Genomic DNA, 25,383 nt, shown 5'->3' with positions numbered 1-25,383 from the left:
GATATGGGCCGCATAAAAAATCTGCAACAAAGCATCCGTACAATCCGGAGCTGATCTCACCAACGGAGGCTGTCATGTCCCAGTATGCTGTCTATATAAGGACCAAAGAAGGCGACATCGAGCGCACCAAGAATGTTATTTGTGGTTTTCCCCATATTTCGCAAGCACCATACGGATCCCTCGCTCCGTACATCCACGAGGAGCCGCTAGAAGGCTTCCCCGAAAACATTGTGCTTTGGGCCAGGAGTATCGGCCCTACGGTAGGCATCGCCCCACTGGACGCTTGCGCTAATTTCCGCGACCAGAATTCAGCCACTTAGGATTGTGACACGGCGGTAAGCGGCGGGACCCTGGTTACGGGTCAGGCTGAATTTTAAAAAATATCGCTGAGTGCTTCAGCGGCGTTACGGCTTTAGCCGTTTTTGCGGGAGACAAGCAAATGGCGAAATTCATCTACTATCTACGCAATACGCAAGGGCGTATCCAGCGCCTGGATAACGTGATTGCTATCGCGCCCCACGGCCTGCTGGCCGGCTATAAACATGAAGAGCAGGTGACCGGTTTTCCTGAATCCACGGTATTCTGGGCCAGGAACGAAGGGTCGACCGTGGGAGTAGCACCTGTTACCGCCTGTCCTCCAGGCGCGCCATAGAGGGACGAGGGCCGTGGCTCTCAGCTGGCTGGTGGGCTTGCCCTTCCCTGGTTCGCGGGGAAGAACGAACACTGATTTGAAGGCGAACGCGTTTAAAAAAGACACGTACCTTTTTTGGCAGAAAAAACCCGTATACCTTGCGCACCGCCCAACGCGCCCAGGTCAGAATCCGGTAATGTATCAGGACGTACAGGAAATTCTCGGGAAGATATTTCCAGACCCCGTAGCGATTGAATATCAGTTCCGCCCACGTCAACCGCAGATAGTGAGGGATGAGAACGCGGTTGGGGTACGAAATGTCGAACGAGCCCGCATGCCTCCCCGCTGCGCCTTCCGCGAAGTGCCGCTGAATAATCTTGGCCCAATCCTCGCCCAGGTACCTCGGCTGATCGATCCACAGGTTCGGCCGCATGTCAGCTTCGAAATAGTAGCGCTTCTTATCATGCTCAGCGTGTATACAGCCGACACTGGTAAAACCGTGGGAGCCAAGCGCCTTGCCAACCCGACGCAGTTCATCAGACACTTGTGGTTCCAGTGAGGCAATTTGCTGATAAGACCTGACTGAGGTGGGCCCGAACCGGTATTTTGATTTTTCCGGAATCGAATAGGCAAAATGCACCAATTCGCCATGCCGGTAGAAAGCCTCCAGGCTCACCTCTACGCCCTTCACCTTCCGTTGAACCAGAACCGGATAAAGCTTCAGCGTTTTTCGCAAATCTTCCACGTCCGCCTTGTCCAGGCATTCGAATATCCCTACGCCGCCGGCGGAGGAGTCGAGCTTGACCAGAATGGGATAGCCGAGCGTTTCCGCCCCGGCAGCCAATTCCCCTTCGTTGCGTGCAATCCGGTACTCCGGCGTGCTGATCCCGTTTTCTTCCAGCGCAAGGGATAAGCCAATTTTCGAAAAAATATGGCCGAAGTTTTTATCAGACAGAATCGGCAGCAACCGCAACTTCTGCTCGTGGGTCAAATCCGAGTTTAATATCACCCCGAGCGTCGCATCGTCACCAATAACAACCAGTGAATAGTCTTTCCTTATTTTTTCTGCGGCGGTTCTGGCCAGGAGATCGCGTTTCTTTACCAGAACATAATCCCGTATTGCGCTGCTTCTCCTGAACGCCGTGTTATTGCAGATGACATCTACCGTAAACCCTGCCCGGATGAGCAGTCCAAGCGTCACCGCCATCAACTCCGGCCAATAACCACCTATCAGTAAAGCCTCAAGCTTATCCATCGGAACCTGACTCCCTGCCTGTCGGCCATGTAATTCAGCCCGGCAGTAAATCACCATCTACGCTGAATTTGTAGCTGTAAAATGTTACAGGCTGACGAAGGAAGAAGGTTGGTCGGGGAAAGGATCAGCGAGAATGCCCATGAAAACAAGGCGACCGCTATGGCGCAGGTCGACGCATTAGTTGTATTAGTTTGGATCTGATCGGACAAACAATGTCAGATTCGAACTCGCGGTAAGTGCCACGAGCAGTCATCTGGAATACATTCGAATACTGGTTCAAGAGGAGATGAACATGAGCGAACTACGGTATCCAAATGAAAGTAGAGAGTATCGCGATGCGCGGGAATTATTGCTCAAAGACGAACAAGAGCTTGTCGAAAAAGTAAAATCTGTAGCAGAAAGACGCCGCAATCTCCCTCTCGGCGGGCGACTGAAAGAGAACTACGTCTTCCAACGGGCCAATGATGGAAAAGTAGGGGGAGAGCGTGAAATTCTCGGAGCTGTTTGCGGACAAAAACACGCTGCTGCTCTACTCATTTATGTACGGTCCGAACTGGGACCATCCCTGTCCTTCGTGTACGTCGCTCGTCGATGGGTTTGATCGAACCTGGTATCAGGTCACTCAAGATGCCGCGTTTGTCGCAATTGCCAAAGCCCCGGCGGATCGAATCAATGCGTGGGCAAAACAGCGCGGATGGTCGCAAATTGCACTGGTTTCCGGAGGGGGCTCTGCCTATCAGGCTGATTACAAATGCCAGGGAGACTCTGATGATATGCAATGGCCGATGATGCATGTATTCAGGAAGCGGGATGGAAAGATTTATCACTTCTGGGGAAGTGAGCTGCCGATGAATCATGTCGACACGGTGTGGGCGTATTGGAATCTCATGGACTTTACGCCAGAGGGCCGGCCTGATATTCCCACTCCGCCACAGAATTTCAAGTCCGAATTCCTGGAAAAAAACTATCTGAACCAGGATTAGCTTGACACCCATACGCGGACCGCGAGAGGTAAGTTTCCTGTCTTCGGGGATCACGTTGAGGCGGTTTGCCCTGAATCTGGATTATCATAATTCGGTGCTGATGCCGTCACCGACCGACTGTCGCTTAACTCGCGCTCAGCTTGCGTTCGGTTCGCGATCAGCTGGCAACTCTTTTTCAGGGGCGGAATTGGAACGCGGCAGACCCGGATCTTCCTTCGTGTGGCTCCGCTCGTTAACCTCGGCCCGCGCCCGCAGACTCTCCCGGCGCCGCGCCATGATGAGCCCCCATACCCCGAAAACGATCAGCGCGACGGTGGTGGGCTCCGGAACCGTTGCGATCTCCGCAGGCTGCTGCACTGGATCAAATACAGTCTGATTCGTCAGCCCGCTATTGCCCACGTTAAGGTAGCCAGAAGCCGCCAAATCCGAGTAAGAATGGTTCTTCCAGCCTCTTATGTCCCACACGCCCCCTTGCACGCTAAGTTCAAAGGGCGTTCCGTTATATGAAAAATCCTTCACCAGGAAGAAACCGCTAAACACGCCATTCTTGAACTGGATGGATGGTCCACCCACTATATCGGAATCCCCGAACTTAAATTCCAATGGCCTAATGCCGAAAACGATGTCGAATACAACATTATTGGAAGCGCCTGCGACGGCCGCTAACGGAACATTAACGACGCCGGTACCGTTTCCCGGCACAAGGCTTTTATCAAACAGCACGTTCCCGCTTACGCTACCCGCCGCGCAACCGCTGCAGGTGTTTGTTCTTTGCAAGCCCAGGCTACTCCCCAGATCTTTCACTGTCGAGATACCTCCAGAGAAATCGGCGGCGATATAAATAGGTATAGCGTTGGCAGCGGACATTGTTGCAACAATAATCCCGCAGGCTGCCGCCAGGTTAGCTAGTTTGTTCATCTTCCCTCCATGGTTATCAACGTGAACCAGCAAGGAAAGCATCATACTCATAGCGAAAGCAGTGCCTATTGGACTGAAGTACATGCTGTACCAGGGTACAGGTGCTGGGAACCTCGCCGGATGAGAACGAGCGGCGGATTACAGGTCCGGAAAAATGCGTCGCCGTCGTACGTAATACTCGGACAGCGATTCATGGGGAATTGAATTGATGGAAAAAGGCTTGCCGAGCCGACAATACCGGAGGCTGACGCAAGTACCGGCCGCTAGAGTTTGGGTGTCGAAATATTTTACATTTTTTCGATCACGGTTTTTCAAACCCAAACTTTGTCTTTATTATTCAGTCTATTAGAATATTTTTTGGACGAGCACGCTTCTTGCTTAGTAATAATGGAGTCCCGAACGGCTGACGAGTATCTGAAAAAAAAAAGAAAACGGGACCGGGGAAATAAAAATGGCTGGCGAGTCTGGCCAATAACTCTAAATAATCCACTTCAATAACCCGCTTCGGCGGGTTTTTTGTTTATAACGCGCAAATACCATAGCGGGCTCATTCTCTTCAGGGAGGGATTTCTCCTTTCACCCGCCGCATGGCACCGTCTCCAGTCGCTAGCTGATGTCAATCCGGTCGGCGAAAACCGGGACGCGCAAACGTAAACTTCGAGCCGGCTCTCCGGTTGATAAAGCATCCCATGCACGATTCCGAACCGTGGTGTCGCTAAATGCCAGCTGTAAACTGCCAAAAATAAGTCGGATGAGTGGACAGCGGATGCGTGGTGGATAAACGGCGAAGGTTCAGGTCTGGATAGAAATTTCGCTTGCAGGTGCACTGGTGCATGAGCTTCGGGAAAAAGCCCGTTATTTCATTAGCTCAGTACCGCATACCTGCACTTTGGTCCAATAGGCAAGGTCGCGAAAATCGGTAAGATATGTGCTGCGGGGCATCACCACAACCCTGCAGGTGACGCTCAGCGCCGGCCGCCCCACAACGTGGCGCGGCCGGGTTTAATTTCCTTCTCTCGTCGACGCTGAGCGTTTTCCGCTAAGCGGCGACAGCTCTGATTACCTTGACCGTACTGCTGGCGGGTTTGCTTTGCAACAGCCGCTGGTATAGTTTTTTAACCACGGCGTAGCCATCGCTTGCTCGCTCTTCCAGCAGTGCCCTATCCACTACCGTTATATGGCCGCGCCGGTACTGGATGGCGCCGTCTGCCTGTAGCGTCTGCGCAGCCTGGGTTACGCTTTCACGGCGGACCCCGAGCATCGCCCCCACCAATTCGTGCGTCATGGGAAGGGATGCAACTGCAAGACGGTCCTGACTCATCAGCAAAAACCGGCAAAGTTGCTGCTCCACGGTTTGCCGATGGTCCACGGCACACTGTTCAGTCTGAAATAGCAGGGCCTGGCTGAAACGCAACATCAGGTGCTGCAGGAAGCCGCCGGACTCGAACTCATTTTTCAGCACGCTCGCCTTGATACGATAGCTATAGCCGGGGCTTTGCACCGTAACTGTGGCAGGCGTAGTTTCCGACCCTAATAGCAGGGATACCCCGGTGACCCCTTCGTTCCCGATCATCGAGACCTGCCGGGAAATTCCGGACTCCAGTTCATACATGCGGGCAATAATGCAGGTTGTTGGAAAATAAAGCTGGCTAATCCGAGTATTAGGTTCATAGATTACTTGACCCAATGGCAAATCCACCAATTCCAGATGTGGCAGTAAGCGGGCATATTCATCTGCAGGCAGTGCCGCTAATAGCTGATTTTGCTTTGGGCTGTGCAGTACTGACATAGCTCCTCCTTGTAGGACTTGATATCGTTATTAGACACTTCAATAATAGACTTTTATAACGCAAGCCTATAGCGAGTATAAAGCAATAAGCGTGCCTGAAGTTTTTTCTTTTAAGAACATACGGCTGTGCTTGATGTACTGGTACATTAGTCACCATTAGCCGACGTTATCTCCGGCCTTAATATTAAGTACTTGAAAATACATAGTTATAAATGTCGCCAATTGGCGACAGATGAGCATCCGCGAGTCCACCCAAGCTTGAGATCGTCTGTTTCGAAAAACATGACCACCACTAGCAACAAACTGGGGAAGAAGCAGGTGGGAGCGCCCGCTCCCCGAGCGGAAAGGTTTTCCCGGGTTAAAGGAAGGCTATTACTTACCGTAGATACTGGGGTTCGCTTACGGTTACGGTCGAACTCGGAGTCGAACGCATCCCCGCATTCGAACATTTCTAATGAAACAGAACTGGAGAAAGAGAACGCATGGCCATGTATTGCATCGGGTACGAGCTTAAAAACCCGGGAAACACCAATGCCACTCTGATAGAGGAAATCGAAACCTACGAGACGTGGTGGCACTGCTTGGAATCAACCTGGATTATTGCTTCCCCTAAAACAGCAGATCAGGTGAGGGATCATCTTCAACAGTACATGGGCTTGAACGATAAGCTCGTAGTGGTTGAAATTGCCGGCAATGCCGCCTGGGTGGGTTTTGATAAAGAATGCTCGGATTGGTTAACTAATCTCTAATAATAAAATCGCCAGCAGCTTTTCCAAAGCGACCCCGGGCCTACCCCAAGTCCAGTACCGCTCCACTCCCGCAAGCAATTAGTCCGGCACTGCCTTAAAATCCTCTATTCGGGAAAGGTTTTTATGCGCCGCCACAACCTTTATCCAAGCTGTTAATTGCCCGGACTGGCCTGCGCCGCCTGTCTTCCCGGTCGAGGAAAGCAGCCAGAACGGGTGATACTGAGATTTGCGATTGCGCCTCTCGCCGCCGTTCTCTCGCGATAGCTATCGCATCCAATCGGCTTCGACGCGCCTGCCCAAGATCACTCCGCCACCGAGCTTCGGGTCAACAAGGAGAAGTATAGATGACAACAGCGTCCACACTCTTGCATCGGCATATCCAGACGTTCGTCGACGACCACGCGCGCTGGCAGACGTTGATCGCCGATAATCTTTTGTGGGAGCTGCCTTTTGCGCCCTCCCTCGGGCACCCCGCGCGACTGATGGGCCGGCAGGAGGTGGTCAATCATGTGACGTGGTTTCTCAGTTCGGTAGAAAATTTCCGCTTCCTCGACGTCGAGGTCCACCCGTTCGTCGATTCGCAAGCGGCAGTCGCCGAATTCAGGGGAGAAGGGTTCATCAAGTCGACCCGCCGCATCTACGTCCAGAATTACGTGCTATTTCTGCGGGCCGAAAACGAAAAGATCACATTCCTGCGCGAATATTTTAATCCCGTGCGCGCCGCCAAGGCGCTCGATACGCCGATCCGCGGCCTGGAGCCATGAGGAGATCAGCTCATCAAAATCAATAAATGCGAAGATTGCCAGTCAAGGTAAACAATTAATCAGGCCAAGCGCTTTTCGCCGACTGGGGTGTCGTTCGGGTACAGCCTGCCTAGCTCAAGACCACTCCATCTACAAGGCACCGCCATTCAGTTCCCAGGATAACTGACTTTCCCGTGACGGAGTGCCGTACCGGGGCGGGTCCTGCGAAAACGCACACTGTGACTGGGGATGAATGTTCATTGCTTTCCTGACCTTTGCCTCTATCCGGGTGTTGCGCTTCAATATGCCCGGCCAACAACAGTGCCAGCAAGATCATGCCCATAACTCCCAACGCGGGCTACCGCACGGAAGAGATTTCCCGCTTTTTTTAGTATCACTTTTAAAACAGCTAAAAAAGGAGAGACCGTCACAACCTGAGGCAGCGTAAATGCCCATATATATTCTTTATATACGCAAAACCGACGGTTCAATTTCGCGTCACCAAAATTTCCGCTTCAGGGGCTTCGAAGTAACGGACGTATACGTGTATGAAGAAACCTTAATCGGTTGGCCTGAATCAAAGGTGTTTTGGCAGTACCAGGAAGGCTACAGCGCGGGTTTGGCGCCTGTTGAAATAGATCTTTGCGCTTAAAAAGAAAGAGCGAAGGGAATTCACGTTTCGACCGAGAGAATAAAGCGTTCGGTTCGATGAGGCGTGTCCATGTGCCTTCGGTTTAGCGTATTCCGCCGGTCATGACGCCCGTTCAACCCGTCCGCCGCGAAAATAAGCGATAAGCGAAAAGCGCGGATAAGCCATTAGCCGCGAGACATCCCGAATCATGAGCGGCTGGCCGCCCCCGGGTCGAGATGAATCGGGACGACGTGTTCCCGTCACCCCTTTCAGGACAGCGGGCCCCGCACGCGAGCACCAGATCTTCCTGTCGAGGAAACCGGCCGACCCTGGCAGCCGCCTGGCCCACCCCTCAATCTTCCAATCGATTGGAATTGCCAAGCGACGGCTAAGCGACGGACTTCTAATTCATCAGGAACCGCTGAACAAGTCCTCACCGAACGTGGGAACTTATTCAGGGGTTCCACGATGGGTTGCAGCCTGAGCTCGCCTGACGCCTGAGCTGTCCGGCGGGCCGCTATCCGATATTTACAGGCTGCGCTGCCGAGAATAGCTGGATTTGCTGGAGCCTTGCCGGGACGCCTTCAACGGCGCTGACATGTCCGCTTCCCACGAACGTTTTACCTTAGGGGCGGTTCGTTTTAAAATTTTGTTCGTGCTTTCCTCAAGCCACTTATCGAACTCTTCTGCCTCATACCCCAATACATCAATATTTCTGAGTTTCTTCATCGGAAATTCCTATCGAGAAAGAGTTTTTCAAAAAATGCGGGCCGGCTTCTTAAATGAAAGCAATATGGAGAACCAGCCCGGACAATCCGGACACGCCGCTAGCGCATCCGCGAGGAGCACCGCGTAAAAACTGTATCTCATGGCAATAAGGAAGATATGTGCGCTAACCAACGTAACAGCGCAGAAAGAATTCGTTGCCCCAAAATATTCCGGACCAGAGGTGGAGGGGAAGGCCGGAAAAGGAAGAAAGCCACGGCTCGGTCCGGATTTCGCACTGGCGCAAATGATTTGATGCTCTGGTGCTTTGATTAAAGCTGCGTCGGAGGTCCCTGCGACGACCGACGACAAAAAATCAAGTTACTGATAAAAAAATCCCCGCTGGCGGAAAATAAAAAAACCCGCCAGCCGGCGGGTTTCAGGTGACCCCGAGGCGACGATATCCCGCGCCGAGGTAATGCTTCTGTCGTCGCAAGAGCTACCTAGTCCACCACATTCAAGGAACCAGGCAAATGGATGTTCTTGGGATGGAGCTGGCACCAGACGAGGAAGGCGCCGGACTTATCCGCTTTGATAGTAATTGTCTTGGTTTCGCCCGCCTTCAGGACTTCCTTGACTCCATATTCGTCAATGGAAAATCCTTCGCTGATAGGCGATTTATTCTCGACCGTAATCTTTACTGTCGTCCCTTTCTTGACAGTCAGCGTCTCGGGTTCGTTGAGAACATTGAACGCGCGGATATTCTTGACTGTCACGCCTTCAACGTTAAGCTCCGGAATGTTAGTGTCATAAGCATTGATAACCACCTTGAATTTTTGTTCCGCTGCGTGCGCTGTTCCCGCCAGCAGCAACCCAAAAGCAAGACCCACGACTGTTTTGTTTATTTTCATCATCTTTTCCCCCATTCAATTTAAGTTTTAATGAAACATCATGTTACTCTCAATACTCTAGATTGGATAATGATGGATGTCAATCCAAGCTGCGGCGAATATACGGCAGGCGTATCGTTTTCCGCGACATGCTATCAAACGGCTTTCCCCGGTGTCGGTGAGAATGCCATGCCCTGTTCCCGATCATGTCGGGCGTCCCGAATCCTTGCTCAATTTCTCTGTCACCGCCGCATCCGGCAAGACAAATCACAACGAACAGCGCAGATAGCGGCTTCTGCGCCTGGCCAGTAATGAAGCGCGTTGTATGCGCCGCCGGCCCTCGACCTGAGCGCGGCTGTAATACTCTATAGACCGCTGGAATGGCTGTGACGAGCACGTGCCCTATTGAAGAACGATGTATTGCTCTAACAGATGGCCGATGATATAAGACACCGATGCGCCCTGCTATCGCTGTTCTCGTGCTCGTCACCTGGCTCACCCTCCCCCATGCCGCTTTCGCCGCGCCCAACACGGAACCCATCCATGCCCAGATACTGCAGATTGTTGACGGCGACTCAGTTACCGTTTCCATAGATGGCGAACTGGTCAGGGTACGGCTGGCGGAAATTGACGCCCCGGAGCTGGACCAGCCGTTCGCAACTGAATCCCGGCAGTCGCTGTTCGACTTATGCCTATGGGTTCACGCGGAATTGACTTCCATCAGCAGGGATTACTATGGACGAACGCTGGCCAGGGTCGAGTGCAATGGCGTGGATGTCAACGCCGAGCAGGTGCGGCGCGGATTGGCCTGGGTAAAGAATCAAGCTCCCAAGGATAAAAAACTTCACAGGCTGCAGGAAGAAGCCAAAGCGGCCAAGCGGGGATTATGGGCCTTCGACTCGCCGACCCCTCCCTGGGAATGGCGCTCATTCCATAACTTTCAGCCCTCCGAATGACCGCCCTACCCATAAAATACGCCAAATTCAGCTTCTCTAAACCCCGGATGAGTCGTCTTCTGCTTTTATTTCGCCATGTACCGGCCCCGTGTAGCGTCCTGCGCGTACCGCCCTCATGTGCTACCCAACCGCATGCATGCAGCCGCTTTATTTGAACCATTGACTCATCCATTGATCTGATACATCAAATGCAGAACAATCCCAAGACATAACAACAAAAAAAGGTGAATCATGAAAGCTGCCGTGCCTGTCATTCTCGCGCTGCTTGTTTCCGGTATCGTCCATGCCGAGCCGCCGCAACTTCGGGATCGGCAAACAGGAAAATACCTCGGCAACCTCAGCTCCAACCCCTACGACGCAAACTCGGTCAGTAACCCATACGGAAGGTACGGCAGCGAGCACTCCGCAGACAGCATCAATAATCCACACGGACAATACGGCAGCCGCTACAGCAACAACAGCCCGAACAATCCGTATGCCACCAATCCGCCTGCAGTCTATGGCAATGACGGAAACCGCTATTAGAACGGTACTGTCCCTGGGTTCCCGGCGATGTTATCAATAGCAGCGATGCTCAGGCGCATCGCGCTTGGCAACAACTGCCAACGTGGCAGGCTACCTGTTTGCGGTCACCCCGTTGCGCCACCCTCCTGCATAAAAGAAAACTGCTTGACAACATCAGGTAGAGCCAGGCGGCGATGTCTTTGCTTATTGCTTCCCCATATGAAATAAGAACCCCCGCACCGAAAATGAACAAGCCGGGTCTGTTGGGCCGTTGGCCCCTATTTATATGCAATATTTCTACCCAATGTGATTTAGCGCACAGTATTAACCTCATCATTATAATAATCTGACAACTCTTGCCGCTGATGGTCCTGTAACCGCCCGGCTGATTCCGATGTCACTGACGTCATCAGTAACCGGGTTACAGTGGAGGCAAGCAACGTTGGATTCTGATTTTCCTTAAAGGAGATTAATCATGAATAAAGATCAAGTGAAAGGTACTGCGAAAGACATCGCCGGAAAGGTCCAAGAAGGAGTTGGAAAAGCAACAGGCGATAAAGAGCAGGAAGCCAAGGGCCTCGGCAAACAAGTAGAGGGAAAAACCCAAAAGAAATACGGGGACGCCAAAGAAACCGTCAAGGATGCGATAGATAAAGCCTGACTGTCACGGCACCTTCAATACCTTAAACCCGCTTCGGCGGGTTTTTTATTGCCTCGGATATATGAATTCGCTTTTCGCTGCCCCGACACATGAAATATTAAAACTTGGCGTTACCTAATAATTGAACCTCAGTTGCGCGAAATAGGTCCGCTGGGGAAAGGGATGAAAGATCCAGTACTTGTCGTTATTGACATTATTGATACCGCCGATAGCGGTCCACTGCCTGGTGATCCGATACTTTGCGACCAGATCGGCAACGAGATAACTGGTTAACCCTGTATAGGCAAAGCCGTTGGTATCCGTATTATTCAACTGGCCGAACTGGCCGCTGCTGTAGCGAACATTCACGGAAGCGCTGAAATTTTCGTTCGCTCGATAGGTGACTACCGCGTTCGCCCGCCAGATCGGAAGCCGGGGCTGATGCTTGCCGGTCGATGGAACTGATGCGTTCGGATTCGCCGGCGTCGGTCCCAGCGCTGCTGCTGCCGCATCCGCCGCGCGGTTATCCTCTATCCTGGAATCCACCCAGGTCACGTTGCCGATAATATCCAGCCCTTTTATCACCGCGTCGGTTTTCTCCCCGGAAACCTCAACGCCATAGGTATCGATTTCGCCAACATTTGTTATAAAGGTTGATTGAACAGTTTGATTGGTGATCGGATTGGTGATTAGGCCGGTCTGGGAAAAAATCGCATTCTTGATACGCTCTTGAAACAGGCTGACCCGCAGTCTCCCCTTGTCTACAAAATACTCGCCGGATAATTCAGAAGCCAGCGCGTCCTCCTGCTTGAGATTAGGGTTCCCATTGACCGCTATGGCCGTCGCGCCTGTCCCAACCGTAGTGGTCTGGAATAACTCCGAGGCGGTTGCATAGCGATAAGCCTGACCAATGGCTGCGCCGATTCTCACTTGCGGAAGCGGCGCCCAGGTCAACTTCCCCTTGGGAGAGAAGTTGACCGCGCTTCTGTCGGCCTGATTTACCGTTTGGAGCGACCCACCCACCGTTGAAGTGTTCACGCCGTCGTATGCGTGCCAGGATTCCAGTCGGCCACCAACAGTAAAGTTCCATTTCTCGTGGAAATCCCACGCGTCCTGAATCCAGTAACCTTCAGTCTGGGTCTTTCCGGTGGAATTGGTAAAAACACTCTGACCCGGGCCGCTTTGCCAGTTACCCGTATTGAATACGGGATTCTTCAGCGTATACAAATCATGGTGAAAGCCAAAGCTGATTTCATGAGAACCGAGCAGATCGACCCTGGGCCTCCAGATACCCTTGGCATCCACGGTATGCCAGCCAGAGCCGCTCAAGCTGGTGATTCTGCCGGGTGCATTGCCGGCAAACGCGAGGGTAGGGTCAACTGTTGGCGCCCGAACGGTGTCCTTGCCTAGTTCGATCAGGCTTGCGGCCAATTCCCAATCAAAAACCCCGCCCGTATTGGATCGAAGGTTGATCCCATGGGACCAGGTGGTCTGATCAGTCTGGTTACCGGCAAAAGTGGGGCTATTGGCAGGAGACAGGTTGTACCTTCGGCCATCAATATTGACAAAACCGCTTTGCAGCGGATTTCCTGCCGCATCCCTCAGGTAGCTTTGTGTGTTTGCATGCGCATTGTTCATCCACAGGCCCAGGGTATACGCAAGCCGGATGGAGGGCGTGATGTCGTAGGCAAGCTTCCACTTGAAGTTGTCCTGCACGGTATGATTGATATTCCCCGCGCCCAGCGTCAGGTTCCGCGCGTTGGTGGGATTTGCGCCCGCAAAGGCACCTGTCGCCACTGTATCTCCAGCACCCGCCAGGGTGTTCGAAATAAGAGTGGTTGCAAACGTTATGGGCTGGCTTTGGGCATTGAGATGGCTGTAGTCGAAACGGAATGACAGATCGTTGTAGCGGTGGCCGACGTAACCCGCATAACGCTGCGTCTCGTAGGTATCCTTCGTGCCATAAAGATTGAAAGTCTGCCAGGACGCCTGGGCGTCTGCCCCGAATTCGAATTTTTCCGGCATCCGGGTCGTAATATTGATTACGCCCCCTATGGAATTGCCGGCGTAGGCCGCTGAAAACGGGCCATACATGATATCAACCCGTTCTATTTCTCCGGGCGATACGGTATTCCAGCGGGGGGAGCCCGTGTTTGTATTGTTGTTGCCGAGCAAAGAAGACAGCAGAATGCCGTCCGCATAGATCAGATTGCGCGCGCTCGCGGACGTGCCCGAGGTGCGCATGCCAACTGGCGCATTCGTATCGCCGATATAGCGAGTGCGTACCTGTATGGACGGCATGTACTTGATGGCGTCCTCGGGATTCGCAAGATTGATCGTGTTGTCGATTCTTTCCCGGGTGATACTTTCCGTGGTTTGAGGCAGCCTGTACCGTTCCACTTCAGTTTGCTTGCGGGGGGGCTTCACTTTTCCCCCAATTGTCACTTCCGGCATTTTCACCACTGGCTCGTGAAGCGCCAGTTTCGTACCAGTGGTTCGCGCAGCGACAGGCGATACATTGATATTCAGCGAAGCTTCTGGCATGGGAGCGATGGCAACCGGCTTGTTGATTACCGGCGGAGCCCACTTGGTCTTGTCATCTTTTGCCACCCCATCCGGCGCACTCGCGGCCGCGCTGGAAGATATCCACAGCAGACCTGCCAGGCTAAAGGAGGCGTAGACAAGTTTTGGCTTAATGCCCGGCGTCATATTATCGATATGCTCCGATTATTCTTTTACGACACCTGCTTCAAAGGTGGCCTCTCGATTCGGTTTCGAGCGGGAAAGTTAATTGCTGATTCTCAACTTCTCGGGCCTATTCCTGCTCCTGCCATGGTGAGCCTCTATTCGCCGTTGAAAGCTGGGAATTATCTGTAACTGGAACCGGGGAATATCGACGGCGCAGCACGCAATGCCGTCGCAGTGCTTTTTCGATCGAGCGTGCGCGAGAATAATCTATTTCAGCCAGCCTAGGAATGCGACAAATTGTCGCAGGGAGGCCCTGGCCATGTCTTTGGGAGAGCGCAACCGGCGGGTGGACGCGACATTAGTTCCGCAATCGAGGGGGCAAGCCGGCGCAATTTTCGGGAGGCGGCCGTTCTCTTATCTTCTGGAGATTCCGGTTTTACCTGGTTCACAAGTAACGCGAAAGCACATCATGGGAAATCGACATATATCTCGGATCTGCAGTTGTGGCAGCTGTACCATCGCCCCAACTTGTTGTGATTCCTTAACTGAAGCAGAGCTTTCTGACGCTTTGTGAAGCAGTTTGCGCAGAGCAGGGGGAAAGGCTCCCCATTCGTTGCATCGGGTTTCAGCGCATAAGCGAAACGCTCAGGTGCTAAAGCATGCAAGGCGTATCTTTCGGCCTGCGCCTCCCATCCCGCGACATTCGCTAGTTCCGTCTCGAGCTCGCGTATTCTTGAGAGCAGGTTTGACTGTACCTCCTGGCTCGCCAACGCGACGGTGGTAGCATTCATGAGTCTGGAATTTACCTCCAAAACGGCTGCCGTGAGTTCCTCGTAATTGGAAAGAGACTTCGTCGTGCTCAAGAGTTCGACAAGTACGTTTGCGCTTCTCAGGGCTGCGGCAACTTCGGTGTGCATGGATTTTTTCGAAAAATACGGGTTTTAACGATCGAAACTCTAGCTTTTTTTTTGTAACGTTATCTATGGAACAAACCGAAAATCCGCTTGCTCTTCTCGGCATTGATGAGATGCGAAAAAATGCATTAGCCGAGGATACGAACATCCTTGATCGGCTGCATCTAAAGGATTTCTAACAAATTTCCTGCGGAGCGTGATCCAGAGCATAAGCCTGGATCGCGCCGCCCTAACGGCGAAATTCCCAAAGGAATAACAAAAACAGGATTTCATGCGTCCCAAAGGACGTGGGCGAAATCCACCATTTCGATGCACGCGCTAGTTAGGCGTAACGACGTCCTTTGCCGTTTGAGGATCTTGCAATTCGGTAAGGAAAATGTAGGGCGCGTCGTTATTACCTAATACACTTCGGGTTGGGTCGCATATACTCATCCCCTACCACTGAAAATCGCCGCTGATTTTCATCAACGCTATTGTCCCGCCAAATTATCGATATTTCTTATGGAATCCAATGAGCTCCCGCGGCACCAGTTAATTAAAAGCCTGCTGGTAGAGTCCGATGAGAAGATCGCGGATGCTGCGATCAGCTTGTGGGAGCCGATGGCACGCGAAATCATTTCGATCGTCGGCGAAGACGGTTTCAATTCGCTTTATGCAAGAACCATATTCCTGCATCGTGCGGTATTTCCCTGGCTTTCTGTCGCCTCGGATCAGTTGCAGGCTAAACAAGGGTTGGCAGAATTAAAAATGAGCTTCAAGAAACAGACACCCGCGCAAGTTAGCGAAGCAAATAACCTGCTGCTGATCACTTTCACCGACATCCTGGCCTCACTAATTGGCGAGCAGCTAACAACCCGTATTTTATGTTTGGCCTGGAGCACTGACATTTCGAATTACACTGGCGAGGAGTTCCAAAAATGAGTGAAAAGCTTAGCATACGTCGGCTTCAGACGGGGATACCTGGCCTGGACAACCTGCTAGGCGGAGGCCTGCCGGAATTCTCGTTTAACCTGATAGCGGGGACCCCCGGCACCGGAAAAACGACGCTCGCTCATCAAATCATGTTCTCCCTGGCAAATTCAGATAATCGAGCATTGTTTTTCACGGTACTTGGAGAGCCCGCCTTGAAAATGCTCCGCTATCAACAGCAATTCCAGTTTTTCGACGTCAATAAAATCAATGAATGCGTTCGCTTCATCAACCTGGCTGCCGAGCTGACCGAGGGAAATTTTGACCGGGTTTTGTCGCGCATTGCCGAAGAAGTAAGAAACTATGGCCCCAGCCTCGTATTCGTGGATTCGTTTCGCTCGGTGGTGGAGTCAGCTAAGGTCGCAGGACAGGGCGTATCCGAACTTCAACGGTTCATCCAGCAGCTGGGCATGCAAATGACCAGCTGGCAGGCAACAACGTTTTTGATCGGTGAATACTTGACGCCAGAAACAGAGTCAAGCCCTGTCTTTACCGTAGCTGATGGCATCCTATGGCTTTCCCAGAACCTGCAGCGCAATTCCGCGGTACGCAAGCTGCAGGTAGTCAAAATGCGGGGTCAAGCTCAGGCACAAGGTCTGCACACGTTCCGAATTAATGACAAAGGAATCGAGATTTTCCCGCGGGCGGTTATCGAACCAAAAAAAGAGATTGAGTCACAGAAGAAGCGATTCGCCCCTGCTGAACGTCTTTCCATGGGAATACCTGGCCTGGACGAAATGCTGGGGGGCGGTTTGCCGGCTGGATATTCGTTGCTCGTGGTCGGGCCATCTGGGTCCGGCAAAACGATATTTGCGACGGAATTTCTTGCTGAAGGCGCGCGCATGGGCGAACGGGGGATTATCGCGGCGTTCGAGAAGAGCCCTAGCCAGCTGCTGAGCACCAAGCTGGCGTCGCTTTTCGCCACGGGGCAGGTTGAATCGCTTGCCATACGTTCGCTGGATTATTCGATTGATGAAATCCTGCATGATATGGTCGACATGATTGACCGGGTAGGAGCGAAGCGCCTTGTCATTGACTCTCTGTCCGGATTTGAGTTGGCGCTCGCGCCTGAGTTTAGCGAAGATTTTCGCGGATCGCTGTACAGGATGATTGGCAAGCTGACGGGCATGGGCGTGACCATCCTGATGACGTCGGAATTGGAAGACCGCTTCACCGACCTGCGCTTCAGCCCGTTTGGAAGCGCTTTTCTCGCCGATGCGATTATCGTGCAGCGCTATACCGAAATCATGGGGCAGCTCAAACGTGTCCTGTCGGTTGTTAAAGTCCGGGGCAGCGAGCACAGCAAGGACATTCGATTGTTTGATGTAACAGAGGAAGGCATAGTTATCGGCAAGACCTTGTCCGGATATGACGGAATCATGTCCGGGCATCCTGCTGTCTCGCTTGGACAGGGAATCGACACAGGAAGACCGTAATGAATAAACATGACAATGAAGGCACCCCAGGTACTGAAGGCTCAGGTCAACAGGATTTACCAGACATGCCTGATGAGATGCCCGATATTCACGAAGAAACAATTACAGGCCGGGAAAGCGCCGTCGCCGGGGGTGAGACAGTGCTTTCAAACCGCGAGACGTCGGTCGCTGCCCGGGAAGAGGCAGCAGATCTGCGTGAAGACACCGCATATTCGCGCGAGGATGCGGCCAACATGCGGGAAGACACCGCCTTCCTCCGTGAAGATGCCGCCTATTTGCGCGAAGATGCCGCCAACCTGCGCGAAGGTGCCGCCCTCTTGCGTGAAGAAGCCGCGCGTCTGCGCGAGGTAGCGGCCGGGATACGGGAAGGGGAAGCCCATGTGCGTGAAAGTGCGACCTTCCAAGAGCGGGAAGCCCGTTTAGGAGAGACGCAAGTCGCGTCGGGCCGTATAAAAGTATTGCAGGAAGCGAACGCGCGCTTGGTCGTCGCCACAATCGAAGCGAGAAAACTGGTCGAACAAGTTGAAAGCGCTAAAACGCAGTTGGATCATCTGGCGCATCACGATGCTCTCACCGGTTTACCTAACCGAATGCTCCTGCATGACCGTCTCGTCCAGGCGATCGAGCTGGCCAGTCGTCAAGGCACGCAAATAGCCTTGTTATTCATGGATCTGGATCGATTCAAGCACATTAATGATTCTCTGGGGCACGCGGTGGGCGATCAGCTTCTGCAATCGGTCGCCCGACGCCTGCTGGCTTGCGTACGTCACTCCGATACCGCCAGTCGCCAGGGTGGCGATGAATTCGTGATACTGCTTTCAAATATCAAACAGGCGGAAAATGCGGCGATCAGCGCGCAAAAGATACTGGCTGCGCTAACTGTTCCATTCGACGTTGATCAGCATGAGCTTCACTTATCGGTAAGCATTGGCATCGCAACTTATCCCTCGGACGGACGGGATGCGGAGACTCTGCTCAAAAGCGCCGATAGCGCGATGTATCATGCCAAGGAGAGCGGACGTAACAATTACAAATTCTTCGTGCAGGACATGAATGTTCGAGCCGTCGAACGGCAATCGATCGAGGCCCGCCTGCACCGGGCACTTGAGCGACAGGAGTTCGTCCTGCATTACCAGGCAAAAATAGATCTTCAGAGCAATATGATCATTGGAGTCGAGGCGCTCATTCGCTGGCAGCACCCGGAACGAGGGTTGGTGCCGCCGTCTGAGTTTATACCCGTCGCCGAGGACTCCGGCCTCATCCTTCCTATAGGCCGCTGGGTACTGCGTGAAGCTTGTCTTCAGGCTCGAGCGTGGCTGGATGCTGGCCTGCCGCCGATCATCGTCGCGGTGAACACATCCGCGCGAGAGTTCAGCGCAACAGACTTTACGGAATACGTAGGCACAACGCTCAATGATACGTGCCTAGAGCCGCGCTACCTGGAGCTCGAACTGACTGAAAGCGTCCTTATGAAAGATGCGACGGTGACAAATCCGGTGCTGAATGCGCTCACGGATCTGGGCGTGAAGCTCGCAATCGATGACTTCGGCACCGGCTATTCCAGTCTGAGTTACTTGCGACAATTTCCAGTTGATACGCTCAAGATCGATAAATCATTCGTCAACCGGATGACCAGTAACGCAGAGGATGCCGCGATTGTCAGTGCCGTGATCGGCATGGGTAAAAGCCTGAAGCTCCGCGTTATCGCGGAGGGAGTGGAAACAGCAGAGCAGTGTGCATTTCTGATAGCCCAGCACTGCGATGAGGGCCAGGGCTATTATTTCAGCCGCCCGGTAGTGGCAGAGGCGTTCGCCACCTTGCTTCAAACGGGCACTTCATCCACTGTTCAGCATTCATGATCCAGCCTTCTCGCTGCACGACGCACCGCCGACTAAGCGTTTTTTACGCTGAGCGATCAGTTTCTTAAACTGAGTGGTGTTTGCTGCCTTCGGGTTCATTTGCTTCAGCGGCTACTGTGATTTCCTCGGACGCTGAATCTCGCGGTCGAGCTTAAAGGACTCCATTCGAGCAAGGCAATCCGCTTTTCGCCGGCCTTGGTGTAAGAAATGATCTGTTGAGAAGGGGAAAGACTCGGGAGGTCTTTAGGAACGCACCCACCGAAATAATATAACCCGTTACGGTTAGACATATTAAATGGGGGTGACGCCCCGCTCGCCGTATTATTATCGAGCCGAGAATCCTGCAGTAAGCCAAAGCTTGCTGAAATCCTCCTCGGCAATCGGCTTGCCATCCAGTCCTTGTTCTCCATAGCGCAACCAGCGGATCGAGAAGGGTTGCCGCAGTCGTCGATGGAAAACCCCGCTCTACCCGCCGGCACAGTTAAAGCAAGGTCTCAATCTCGCCTTTTGCCCACTGTCTTGCCGAGCGCGGCGTGTCCCGTAAGGCCGAATTGAAGGTACAACTCGTGGCCCGCTGTTAGCCACCCTCTTCATTTGAGGTTCACGGACATACGTTTCATCCAAGCGGTTGATAAGAGCGGTACCGCACTGAACTCTACCTGGTGCATATATTAAATTGCCCACATTCAGGAAGTGGAATTAGACGTCGTAATCCATACAAGACGGTCGAGTCCAGCTTCAGCCGGTTTCTATAAAAACTCAAAACTCCGTAGCAATAAAGGAAAGAGATGACTATTTATGCGTTCTATACACGAACCAAGAAAGGAAGCATTCAGCGCGATCATTTCTTATTTGACTGGAAAGGGCCATTAGGCCCATATGCTCATGAAGCCCCCCTCGTGGGCTGGCCCGAATCGAAGGTCTTCTGGATATATGAAAAGGGACACAGCAATGGTTTAGCGCCTGTTTGCGCCTCCTCCTCAGACTCATCCGGCATCGAGGCCCTGGAGCCCGCCTTGAGCAACACCGAAATAAAAAAGCCCGCCGGGTTAGGGGTGGGGTAGAAATAAAGCCATTGGTATCGTAAACACGGAACACCAATGTTGAGCGCGCCATAGCCGCATATTCCCGAGCTGCCGCATATGCTTCTCTGAATCGCATCCTGGCGAACTCTCCATCTGACAGCAACTCGCACAGGGTTCTCTGCCAGTAAGTCAGAACAGGCTCATTCGCGGGCGCGCGTGCTTTGTGTACTCACCGCCTCACGCTCCACCCCGCATTGCTGATCTTGTGGCACTGATGTAGCTTTCTTTACCCGTACAGCCACGCCAATATCCAAGGCGATGCAGACATTCAAGAATCAGGCGTCAAGGCGGTGCCGGGACCCATAGTTGATTTGCCGAAGTTTTGGCCCGAATGCTTTTCGAGGGGCTGTTTATTTGAAACGATGAACTGCCCTCGCTCAAAGGTTTTCACCGTCCTTTGCATAACCACGCCAGCCGCTTATTCAGCGGTTCGTCGATGATTTCGAATCCTCAGCTATAACTCGTCAGCCGGTCGCGTTTTTCACCTTCCTTTCAATTCCCCCTCGCCCTTCACGCCCTTTCTCGTCGGGCAAAACTCGTCGTGTCGAAAAATTTTCGCCCCAAGAGCATCATCCCTTCATAAGTATTGTAAGTAGTTCTTCTTTAAAGATATTTTAAATAGGCATAATAATTGCTTGATTATTAACCAGTCATACAAATACCTGTTTTGAGAATAACGATACAACTTAATCAGATAAGGACGAAGACTTCGATGGAAAATAAAACGGCTCGGCTTATCGGCGCCACGATGGTTTTTATATTAAACACCGCTGCAATATCGTCTTCTTCGATAGCGGCTACGACTCTCACTGCTGCAGTAGGCGGGACACCGGTCGGTACAGGGCCGTATGTAAATTTTGATAGCCTGGCCGCAACAGGCGGTACAGTCGACGGAGGCATTACCGTGTCTTTTAGGGGGATTGGAGCGGGCGCCATTGCCCTTCCTCAAGTCGTAGGGAAATACGCTTCGCCCTATATTATGGGAGGGAATGGGGCGCTGTTTGGAAATAACCAGGCGGATGGTCTCGGCGTCAGTCAATATCTGAGCACAGGTATTGGAGAGGTCACCCTGCAACTGGATCAATACCATAATTATTTTGGCCTATTGTGGGGCTCCGTGGACGACTACAACAGGCTGTCGTTTTACGATGGCGCCAACCTGCTTTTCAGTTACACGGGACTTGACGTAGACCCACTTGCGAATGGAAACCAGGGTGCCGCCGGCACGTTTTACGTAAACATTACCTCGGATACGGCATTTAACCGGGTAGTGGCCTTGAGCACCAAATACGGATTTGAAATCGATAATGTAGCTCTCAATACCAATTTGGCGATACCGGCAGAGGTGTCAGTAGTCCCGGAACCCCATACTTACATCATGCTTTTGGCAGGGCTTCTTCTGGTCGGCAGGATAGCCGCGCGCAGCAATACATCAAGCAGGTAAATCAACGGCCAGCCACAGCAGTTGATGCAGAATTTTGCCGATGCCCCGCATGGAGGTGGAGGATTCTCTCCGTGACGGGGCGCATTACTGCCGTGCCTCCTTGCGGAATGGCGAGTGAATCGCGCTTCGGTCCTGATGCTCCACACCGGATATTCCTCTTCGTATGCTCAATACTTGCGCTGCCGGTCAATGGACGGGGCGCATGCTTTTCTCTGATCTGATCATTCAATAAGCTCATAAATCGAGGCGATATCCTATAAAAAAGTAATAAAAGTTTACGAAAACTTGATGCATTCGCAACAAGGCGTTAGATACAATGAATCCCCTCTCTATCAAATGGGTTACCTATGTGCCGGTTTGTTCCGTACATCCGAACCGCAGAAGGCTATACGGAGAGGGTTTCATTCGCCATTTATAACTCCCCCGATGACGTTTTGTATCCGTATATATATGAAGAGCTTCTCGTGGGCTGGCCGGAGCACAAGGTATTCTGGGCTGCTAAATCGGGGCCTTGTGTCGGTGTGGCTCCCGTTTCCTCCTACACACTGACTATAGCTCCACGTAGTGCGGCGTAGTATGCACAGATTGCCGGCCGCACGCTCCCGAGTCCTCAACCTCCCAAAGAACTCAGCATGATTGTTTTCGAATGACAAGCCTTACAAAGCAATCGAAACAGCGTTAGAGCAATAGAATTTCTGGCAACGCGCCTCTCATCTTTGAAGAAGCAATAAAGATGGCAGGCGGGATAAATTGAAGCTCCCAAATAGCCCTGCCCCATGGGCTTTACATGCCGCGTACGCGTTGAATAGCTCGTGCCCTCACGCTCCCCCTATTTCCAATTCGACGGGAGGTTACAGCGCGAAACTATCCATGGCAAAACGTGTGTTATCGTACTGAAAATATTTCGTTGCGCCCGCAACATACACGCTTCAAGCCCCTGAAGATAATCGAAAAATGGGCGGCGTGGACGAAGAAGAAAAAAGCGCTTTGCTAAAAACTCCCTTTTGGAAAAAACTCGGTCCCGGACTCATTACCGGTGCCGCGGATGATGATCCGAGCGGCATTGCAACATATTCGCAAGTAGGGGCGGGCTTTGGCTATGCGATGTTGTGGACCACATTTTTTACATTCCCCCTGATGGTGGGTATCCAGGTGGTCAGCGCCCGCATTGGACGGGTAACCGGTTACGGTCTTGCTGCCAATATTAGGACACATTACCCCCCGTGGCTGCTTCGAAGCATTATTTCGTTGCTCCTGGTTGCCAACACGATCAATATCGCAGCCGATATTGGGGCAATGGCCGCGGCGCTTAAATTGCTCATCGGTGGATCGCCGCATTTATATGCGGTCGTATTTGGTGTTCTCTCGCTGGTACTGCAGGTCTTTATTCCCTTTCCGCGGTATGCACCGATTTTGAAGATGCTGACGCTATCCCTTTTCGCCTATGTTGCGACAGTGTTTATCGTACAAGTGCCATGGGGTGAGGTGCTCAGGCAGACCGTCATGCCATTCATATCATTTAAAACCGAGTATGTAGTAGCAGTGGTTGCCGTCTTCGGCACCACCATCAGTCCGTATCTTTTTTTTTGGCAAGCTTCTCAGGAAGTCGAGGAACAACGTGCTGTAGACGGTGACGAGCCGCTAAAAGAAGCCCCGCATCAAGCAAGCGCTCACCTGCGGCGTATCAAGATTGATACGTATATCGGCATGGGTTTTTCCAACCTGATTGCTTTTTTTATCATGCTGACCGCCACAGTGACCCTGCACCTGCACGGCATTACCGACATTCAAAGCTCTGAGCAGGCTGCGGAAGCGTTGCGCCCAATAGCCGGGGAATATGCATTCTTGCTGTTCTCGGCAGGGATCATAGGCACCGGAATGCTTGCCGTTCCGGTTCTGGCAGGATCGGCTGCCTATGCAGTGGCGGAATCTTTCAGATGGAATATTGGCCTGGGTCGCGCACCTCTGGACGCCCAGGGTTTCTACCTGATCTTGATCGTTGCCACGCTATTGGGCGTCGCCCTCAACTTTACCTCTATAGATCCTATCAAAGCTCTTTTTTGGAGCGCTGTCATCAACGGCGTAATAGCCGTTCCAATTATGGCAGTCATGATGCTTCTAGCCGCAAGGCCTGACGTGATGGGACAGTTTGTTGTCAGCACCCGTCTTCGGGTACTCGGCTGGATCGCAACGTGTGTAATGGCACTTGCCGTAGTTGGGATGGGAATAACTTCGCTACTATGAAAGTCTTCGTTAAGGCCGGCGGCGGATCCCAACGGCTAAAGGAACTCGCAATGGTCGAAAGGAATAAGAAAGCCAAGCAAGCCCCGTCCTCTGAACAGGCAACCTGTTACCGCGGGGACAACAAATGATGAGCGGTTAGCGGACGTTACTGCGTGCAGGGATTATCTTATGGACAACGGCCTAACTTCGGGATGGGGGGTGCCAAGTGTTACATCTGGCCGCAAGGCAAATATGCGAAGACCGTAACGGACTTATCGTTCCTGGAGGTGATGCTTGATAACGGCTTTAGCGTGGACCGTACCGCAGACGGCCCCGGTTCGAGCTATCACATGCAGGAAAATAACGCCCTCAGCATGAGGAATCTACAGCTTCTTGCGGTCCAATCATCGGGCATACATGGGCCAGTGTGGCGCCGAGGCGCCGTTGGCCGCATCAGCCGAAGCGAGGTGCACCTCACTGTAACGGAATTAAGTGTCCAATGAGAGTTACGATCAAACTGGTATGACCGATACCATCATCGCTAGTGTCGGGGACATACATCCGTGCAGAAGGAGTTTGCCCGGCTTCGTAGTAAAAGGTGGTTTGAGCATTCAAGTTACTGGCAGCTCTGTAAGGCTTCGTCACAAATAGTGTCCCGTTACCTCCCTCCAGAATGATCACGGATATTGCGGGACTTAACTGGGCAGAAACATGCGTAATAACCAACCGCTGTCCCTGTGGTACTTCCGGATAACGTAAAGTGCATTGAGGCGCACAGGTTGCGGAATCGGCAATAGTTTGCTCGACCTGGTACGGAGTCACGCCAATATTCACTGCACCGTGAACGTTAACTGGGTTTGTTTTCTCATTGGGCACAGGTACATTCGGTGCTGACTGTGCGAATGCGTTCGTTCCTAATAACCAAAAAGCTTGGATTGAGAGTATGCCCACTACAATACCCATTCTCTTTGCAGCTGCTTGCAGGATTTTCACAATCACCTCGTTTGTTCAGAATCCTTCCAGCGTAAGTGTGGAAGCCGAAACTGTCTTATTATAAATACAGGAGGAATAGTTAAGGTTTATAACATGTAATCGGTTTTCAGTCCCGCCATAATTCCGGTGCGCTGAAACTCTTGTTCGAGCTTAACGGATCAATACGAGCGAGTCTGTCGGCTTCGTTCCGGTCCGTCGTTTTAAAGCTGAAAATCATCCGAGATGAAGGAGGCCGTCCCTGGACGCAAGTCGGTAAACTTATAACTAGCTGCACTTGTCTGCCCAGATATAAGAAGTATGGCAATCGCCATAACGGAAATACCAAAACGACTAACCGAGGGCACGCCCATATTGCCCGCTACATAATGTCGCTTATGG

22 protein-coding genes are annotated in these 25,383 nt (G+C 52.3%); 14 read left to right on the top strand and 8 right to left on the bottom strand.

Translation table 11 applies throughout. The features are described from left to right. Positions 1 to 74 precede the first annotated feature (74 nt). Together C8R31_RS04025 and C8R31_RS04020 are read left to right on the top strand one after the other, a co-directional pair. Positions 75 to 320: a hypothetical protein gene (locus C8R31_RS04025; RefSeq protein WP_107692730.1), complete on the top strand. Its 246-nt coding sequence runs from the start codon at positions 75 to 77 to the stop codon at positions 318 to 320. Between the two features lie 119 nt (positions 321 to 439). Further along, entirely contained in the window at positions 440 to 652 is a 213-nt protein-coding gene (locus C8R31_RS04020; protein WP_107692729.1) for a hypothetical protein, read from the top strand. Here the strand turns inward: C8R31_RS04020 and C8R31_RS04015 are convergent. After that, a complete protein-coding gene (locus C8R31_RS04015; protein WP_181320400.1) occupies positions 624 to 1,886 on the bottom strand; it encodes an ATP-grasp domain-containing protein in 1,263 nt (420 codons plus the stop codon). The two genes, C8R31_RS04020 and C8R31_RS04015, sit on opposite strands and share 29 nt — an antisense overlap. A 286-nt stretch (positions 1,887 to 2,172) precedes the next feature. On the opposite strand from C8R31_RS04015, the gene C8R31_RS16730 reads away from it, so the two are divergent. Together C8R31_RS16730 and C8R31_RS04010 are read left to right on the top strand one after the other, a co-directional pair. Then, a complete protein-coding gene (locus C8R31_RS16730) occupies positions 2,173 to 2,487 on the top strand; it encodes a DUF899 family protein (protein ID WP_375136106.1) in 315 nt (104 codons plus the stop codon). Then, positions 2,372 to 2,869 carry a DUF899 family protein gene (locus C8R31_RS04010; protein WP_219907437.1) on the top strand — a complete coding sequence of 166 codons (498 nt, stop codon included), beginning with the start codon at positions 2,372 to 2,374 and terminating at the stop codon, positions 2,867 to 2,869. The genes C8R31_RS16730 and C8R31_RS04010 overlap by 116 nt, the downstream gene beginning before the upstream one ends. A 135-nt stretch (positions 2,870 to 3,004) precedes the next feature. Here C8R31_RS04010 and C8R31_RS04005 read toward each other — a convergent pair whose 3' ends face one another. Both C8R31_RS04005 and C8R31_RS04000 read right to left on the bottom strand, forming a co-directional pair. After that, entirely contained in the window at positions 3,005 to 3,787 is a 783-nt protein-coding gene (locus C8R31_RS04005) for a PEP-CTERM sorting domain-containing protein (protein ID WP_107692837.1), read from the bottom strand. 1,039 nt (positions 3,788 to 4,826) lie between these two features. Next, a complete protein-coding gene (locus C8R31_RS04000) occupies positions 4,827 to 5,576 on the bottom strand; it encodes a Crp/Fnr family transcriptional regulator (protein ID WP_107692727.1) in 750 nt (249 codons plus the stop codon). Positions 5,577 to 6,058: 482 nt separating this feature from the next. Between C8R31_RS04000 and C8R31_RS03995 the strand changes: the two genes are divergently transcribed. Further along, complete coding sequence (locus C8R31_RS03995; RefSeq protein ID WP_107692726.1) at positions 6,059 to 6,325, top strand: SinR family protein; 267 nt, start codon at positions 6,059 to 6,061, stop codon at positions 6,323 to 6,325. Positions 6,326 to 6,669: 344 nt separating this feature from the next. Further along, positions 6,670 to 7,089, top strand: coding sequence for a nuclear transport factor 2 family protein (locus C8R31_RS03990; protein WP_107692725.1), 420 nt, complete (start codon positions 6,670 to 6,672; stop codon positions 7,087 to 7,089). Positions 7,090 to 8,227: 1,138 nt separating this feature from the next. Here the strand turns inward: C8R31_RS03990 and C8R31_RS03980 are convergent. Continuing rightward, a complete protein-coding gene (locus tag C8R31_RS03980; RefSeq protein WP_107692723.1) occupies positions 8,228 to 8,428 on the bottom strand; it encodes a hypothetical protein in 201 nt (66 codons plus the stop codon). A gap of 479 nt (positions 8,429 to 8,907) precedes the next feature. Next, positions 8,908 to 9,318, bottom strand: coding sequence for a nitrosocyanin (locus C8R31_RS03975; RefSeq protein ID WP_258192525.1), 411 nt, complete (start codon positions 9,316 to 9,318; stop codon positions 8,908 to 8,910). 431 nt (positions 9,319 to 9,749) lie between these two features. Between C8R31_RS03975 and C8R31_RS03970 the strand changes: the two genes are divergently transcribed. The 3 genes from C8R31_RS03970 to C8R31_RS03960 all read left to right on the top strand — a co-directional run bounded on the left by C8R31_RS03970 (position 9,750) and on the right by C8R31_RS03960 (position 11,415). Continuing rightward, complete coding sequence (locus C8R31_RS03970) at positions 9,750 to 10,250, top strand: thermonuclease family protein (protein WP_258192524.1); 501 nt, start codon at positions 9,750 to 9,752, stop codon at positions 10,248 to 10,250. A 231-nt stretch (positions 10,251 to 10,481) separates the two neighbouring features. Beyond that, positions 10,482 to 10,775, top strand: coding sequence for a hypothetical protein (locus C8R31_RS03965; protein ID WP_107692721.1), 294 nt, complete (start codon positions 10,482 to 10,484; stop codon positions 10,773 to 10,775). A gap of 454 nt (positions 10,776 to 11,229) precedes the next feature. Beyond that, positions 11,230 to 11,415, top strand: coding sequence for a CsbD family protein (locus C8R31_RS03960; RefSeq protein WP_107692720.1), 186 nt, complete (start codon positions 11,230 to 11,232; stop codon positions 11,413 to 11,415). 114 nt (positions 11,416 to 11,529) lie between these two features. On the opposite strand, the gene C8R31_RS03955 is transcribed toward C8R31_RS03960, so the two are convergent. After that, the gene (locus tag C8R31_RS03955) at positions 11,530 to 14,103 is read right to left on the bottom strand and encodes a TonB-dependent receptor (protein ID WP_107692719.1); all 2,574 of its coding nucleotides are present in this window, start codon (positions 14,101 to 14,103) and stop codon (positions 11,530 to 11,532) included. A 446-nt stretch (positions 14,104 to 14,549) separates the two neighbouring features. Beyond that, entirely contained in the window at positions 14,550 to 14,999 is a 450-nt protein-coding gene (locus C8R31_RS03950; protein ID WP_107692718.1) for a hypothetical protein, read from the bottom strand. A 498-nt stretch (positions 15,000 to 15,497) separates the two neighbouring features. On the opposite strand from C8R31_RS03950, the gene C8R31_RS03945 reads away from it, so the two are divergent. From C8R31_RS03945 to C8R31_RS03920, 5 genes are all read left to right on the top strand, one after another. After that, positions 15,498 to 15,917 carry a hypothetical protein gene (locus C8R31_RS03945; RefSeq protein WP_107692717.1) on the top strand — a complete coding sequence of 140 codons (420 nt, stop codon included), beginning with the start codon at positions 15,498 to 15,500 and terminating at the stop codon, positions 15,915 to 15,917. After that, positions 15,914 to 17,401 carry an ATPase domain-containing protein gene (locus C8R31_RS03940; RefSeq protein WP_107692716.1) on the top strand — a complete coding sequence of 496 codons (1,488 nt, stop codon included), beginning with the start codon at positions 15,914 to 15,916 and terminating at the stop codon, positions 17,399 to 17,401. Before C8R31_RS03945 ends, C8R31_RS03940 begins: the two co-directional genes overlap by 4 nt. Next, positions 17,401 to 19,260: a bifunctional diguanylate cyclase/phosphodiesterase gene (locus C8R31_RS03935; RefSeq protein WP_107692715.1), complete on the top strand. Its 1,860-nt coding sequence runs from the start codon at positions 17,401 to 17,403 to the stop codon at positions 19,258 to 19,260. The genes C8R31_RS03940 and C8R31_RS03935 overlap by 1 nt, the downstream gene beginning before the upstream one ends. Before the next feature lie 1,797 nt (positions 19,261 to 21,057). Then, the gene (locus C8R31_RS03925; RefSeq protein ID WP_107692713.1) at positions 21,058 to 21,789 is read left to right on the top strand and encodes a PEP-CTERM sorting domain-containing protein; all 732 of its coding nucleotides are present in this window, start codon (positions 21,058 to 21,060) and stop codon (positions 21,787 to 21,789) included. A gap of 963 nt (positions 21,790 to 22,752) precedes the next feature. Then, complete coding sequence (locus tag C8R31_RS03920) at positions 22,753 to 24,033, top strand: NRAMP family divalent metal transporter (protein ID WP_258192523.1); 1,281 nt, start codon at positions 22,753 to 22,755, stop codon at positions 24,031 to 24,033. 453 nt (positions 24,034 to 24,486) lie between these two features. Here C8R31_RS03920 and C8R31_RS15800 read toward each other — a convergent pair whose 3' ends face one another. Further along, entirely contained in the window at positions 24,487 to 25,005 is a 519-nt protein-coding gene (locus tag C8R31_RS15800) for a hypothetical protein (RefSeq protein ID WP_146164546.1), read from the bottom strand. Positions 25,006 to 25,383: the final 378 nt, after the last annotated feature.

The sequence above is a fragment of the Nitrosospira sp. Nsp2 genome (genome assembly GCF_003050965.1).
Classification (GTDB): Bacteria; Pseudomonadota; Gammaproteobacteria; order Burkholderiales; family Nitrosomonadaceae; genus Nitrosospira.
The sequence above is the reverse complement of the archived record's forward strand: the minus strand, read 5'-3'. Positions and strand labels throughout refer to the sequence as shown.

Bases quoted from the DNA above. Each gene is read 5' to 3' on its own strand.
- C8R31_RS04025 (WP_107692730.1), top strand. From the start codon at position 75: ATGTCCCAGTATGCTGTCTATATAAGGACCAAAGAAGGCGACATCGAG.
- C8R31_RS04020 (WP_107692729.1), top strand. From the start codon at position 440: ATGGCGAAATTCATCTACTATCTACGCAATACGCAAGGGCGTATCCAG.
- C8R31_RS04015 (WP_181320400.1), bottom strand. From the start codon at position 1,886: ATGGATAAGCTTGAGGCTTTACTGATAGGTGGTTATTGGCCGGAGTTG.
- C8R31_RS16730 (WP_375136106.1), top strand. From the start codon at position 2,173: ATGAACATGAGCGAACTACGGTATCCAAATGAAAGTAGAGAGTATCGC.
- C8R31_RS04005 (WP_107692837.1), bottom strand. From the start codon at position 3,787: ATGAACAAACTAGCTAACCTGGCGGCAGCCTGCGGGATTATTGTTGCA.
- C8R31_RS04000 (WP_107692727.1), bottom strand. From the start codon at position 5,576: ATGTCAGTACTGCACAGCCCAAAGCAAAATCAGCTATTAGCGGCACTG.
- C8R31_RS03995 (WP_107692726.1), top strand. From the start codon at position 6,059: ATGGCCATGTATTGCATCGGGTACGAGCTTAAAAACCCGGGAAACACC.
- C8R31_RS03990 (WP_107692725.1), top strand. From the start codon at position 6,670: ATGACAACAGCGTCCACACTCTTGCATCGGCATATCCAGACGTTCGTC.
- C8R31_RS03980 (WP_107692723.1), bottom strand. From the start codon at position 8,428: ATGAAGAAACTCAGAAATATTGATGTATTGGGGTATGAGGCAGAAGAG.
- C8R31_RS03975 (WP_258192525.1), bottom strand. From the start codon at position 9,318: ATGATGAAAATAAACAAAACAGTCGTGGGTCTTGCTTTTGGGTTGCTG.
- C8R31_RS03970 (WP_258192524.1), top strand. From the start codon at position 9,750: ATGCGCCCTGCTATCGCTGTTCTCGTGCTCGTCACCTGGCTCACCCTC.
- C8R31_RS03965 (WP_107692721.1), top strand. From the start codon at position 10,482: ATGAAAGCTGCCGTGCCTGTCATTCTCGCGCTGCTTGTTTCCGGTATC.
- C8R31_RS03960 (WP_107692720.1), top strand. From the start codon at position 11,230: ATGAATAAAGATCAAGTGAAAGGTACTGCGAAAGACATCGCCGGAAAG.
- C8R31_RS03955 (WP_107692719.1), bottom strand. From the start codon at position 14,103: ATGACGCCGGGCATTAAGCCAAAACTTGTCTACGCCTCCTTTAGCCTG.
- C8R31_RS03950 (WP_107692718.1), bottom strand. From the start codon at position 14,999: ATGCACACCGAAGTTGCCGCAGCCCTGAGAAGCGCAAACGTACTTGTC.
- C8R31_RS03945 (WP_107692717.1), top strand. From the start codon at position 15,498: ATGGAATCCAATGAGCTCCCGCGGCACCAGTTAATTAAAAGCCTGCTG.
- C8R31_RS03940 (WP_107692716.1), top strand. From the start codon at position 15,914: ATGAGTGAAAAGCTTAGCATACGTCGGCTTCAGACGGGGATACCTGGC.
- C8R31_RS03935 (WP_107692715.1), top strand. From the start codon at position 17,401: ATGAATAAACATGACAATGAAGGCACCCCAGGTACTGAAGGCTCAGGT.
- C8R31_RS03925 (WP_107692713.1), top strand. From the start codon at position 21,058: ATGGAAAATAAAACGGCTCGGCTTATCGGCGCCACGATGGTTTTTATA.